The 2,378-nt window shown below is 58.2% G+C and carries 1 protein-coding gene; it reads left to right on the forward strand.

Annotated elements, in window-relative coordinates; all coding sequences use genetic code 11:
• The first annotated feature begins 1,181 nt into the window (after positions 1 to 1,181).
• The gene (locus DH10_RS31705; protein ID WP_192245311.1) at positions 1,182 to 1,550 is read left to right on the forward strand and encodes a hypothetical protein; all 369 of its coding nucleotides are present in this window, start codon (positions 1,182 to 1,184) and stop codon (positions 1,548 to 1,550) included.
• Positions 1,551 to 2,378 lie beyond the last annotated feature (828 nt).

Raw genomic sequence — 2,378 nt, forward strand, 5'->3', positions numbered from 1 at the left:
TGCCGCCGATGGCCTGGCCGACCAGCGCGCCGCCGGCGCCGCCGATCAGCGCACCGGTCGTGGCCCGCTGCTGGCCCTCGGTTTGAGTCTCGCATCCGGCAAGCGCCGCGGTCATCAGCACCGCTACAAGAACCTTCTTGATCATCATCTCCAGAACTCCTTCGAAGCCCCAAAGACCAAAAGAAACAGGGGCGTACCCGGCCGCAGTGGGCTCGCATTACGGCGGAACGGCGGCGGAGCCCGCTCACGAAATGAGTCAGGGTTTCCCGGTGGTTGAAGGCCATGGTTGCTAAACGGCAAAGGTGCCTTCGCGGCAGTAACATCCGCTCCAAGATCGTGAGTACAATTGCACGTGCGGTTGTCCGCCTTTGCCATGCAGGGGCATGTTTCTGGCGCCGAATGCGAAATTCTAAGCCGCTTGAGGTACAACAAATCTGACGACTGAGTCACTTTACGCGCGCGGCTCCCCCGAAATGCTGATGCGCGTCAATGCCGCGATTACGCCCGCTCTGCCCAGGCACCTATGGGACGAGGTAGCCGGCGAGACGGGTGCTAACGTTAAGAGTAAGTGGTTGTTTTAATTGAGACCGTTACCGGGAGCGTCCTGTTCCGCGTCACCTGCATGCAACAGACGACCATGGTGTATCTGCCGGGACGCAAGGCGCGGTCCCAATACTTTAAATGCATTGCATTTGAATATTAGTTATGTCTAATCTTAACGTTCGGCGTGGCATTGGGAGGCCGTGCCGCGTTCCAATGATGCGGCGTGCGTAGCATGTCAGGAGGAACGAAATGAAAACGATCCTTATCGTCACGACAGCGCTTGCATTCGCAGTCTCCGCTCCCGCGTTTGCGGATCCTAAAGGCACTACGACGACAACCACCAGTGAACAGGGACATAGCGGAAACCCACCCAACAACGATAATGGGACGACAACGACTACCACAACGACCGGACCGAGCGGGCAGATCAATAACGGCAAGACCGACTGCAACAATTGCTCAACGTCGACAACAACGACCGGCCCGGGGAACAAGTAAACCAAAGATGATTATGACCTTGTTATGCGGGAAAACCGCGGGCATGCGATGAACACCATCTGCTAAAGGGAGAGGGTGCGGATATTTTCGTTGGGATACCGCCCCCTCTTAATTCAAAAACGCCCTTAAGCCGAACCCTGATGCTCGCCAGCGCGGTCAGGCGCTACCGGCAGCGGAATATGGTAGGCATGGCGGCAAGCCTGCTGATGGCCGCCTTATGCGCTTATGCATTGATGCTTTCACCAGCTCGGTCGGAGCCGGCGCAGACGCCAATCGCTCGCTGTGAGTTCTTCCTACTACTGATGATGTCGCCCAAGGATCGCGGGCTGACTTACAGGCGGCTCAGCGCAACTGAGCGGTCCGATCCTCCGAAGGTGACGATTGAGTTCGAGACCCGCAACAAGGCCCATGCTCCTGGCCGCACGACCGGGTCTTGCGAATTCGATCGAGATCGGCGCCACATCACCTTCTTCACCTTGCACGGACTGCGTAGCCAGATCGTCCAGTGACTTTCCGGCTTCGTCCTTATGGAGGGTTCGTGCTGCTCACGATGTGAGTCATGGTTTCCCAGCTGTTGAACAGCATGGTCGCCAAAACGGAAAGACGGTGCGGTCACCGAGGGAGACCAGCTACCTCACGCAGGGCCAGTGTGACGGCCTTCACAGCGGTGGCCGGCTCGGCCGAATATTGTTTTTTAGAAAAGCCTAATTGGTGTATGGCAATTTCGGCAGACGGTTGGTGGGCGCCAGCCGAAGTTCGCGTTTGGGGCTAGCGGCATTGCCAGGCAATGTCGACGGGGTGGGTGAAATGGAACTAGAGTTATTCGAAAGCGAGTGCCAAGGCTGCGGCGGCACCGGCACGATGTTCGAATGCCCGAGATGGCGAAGCTCTAATGGCCATTGCTGCCCGGCGGGGACGCACCAACATAAATGTCCTGGCGTGAGCGTGCGCTGCGTAGAGTGCGAAGGGACAGGCTCTGGGGCGCAGAGAGACACGCGGCGTTCAACTCAGCCGACCTGCTAACTGGTGCTGCAGCCTTCAGACGCACCTGGATAGTGGCTAGCGAGTCTTCTCGGTCACTACATAGCTTGTCAGCTACGCCAGCGGGCCTATTTCAGACATCGGCACGACGGCGCAAGGGAATGGACAAGGTTGCAACGGCCCGCATCGGGTCTCGAGAGAGGCGGCGGATTCGCGCGGCTCAGTATCTGCGAATGTCCACCGACCGACAGACTTACTCCATTGAAAATCAGGGATGCGATCCGCGACTATGCGGCTCTCATGGGTTACGACATCGTCGCCACATATGAGATCCCATGAGGCGACGGGCGGCGGAA

It is taken from the genome of Mesorhizobium silamurunense, from assembly GCF_014843825.1.
Classification (GTDB): domain Bacteria; phylum Pseudomonadota; class Alphaproteobacteria; order Rhizobiales; family Rhizobiaceae; genus Mesorhizobium; species Mesorhizobium silamurunense.

Bases quoted from the DNA above. Each gene is read 5' to 3' on its own strand.
- DH10_RS31705 (WP_192245311.1), top strand. From the start codon at position 1,182: ATGCTCGCCAGCGCGGTCAGGCGCTACCGGCAGCGGAATATGGTAGGC.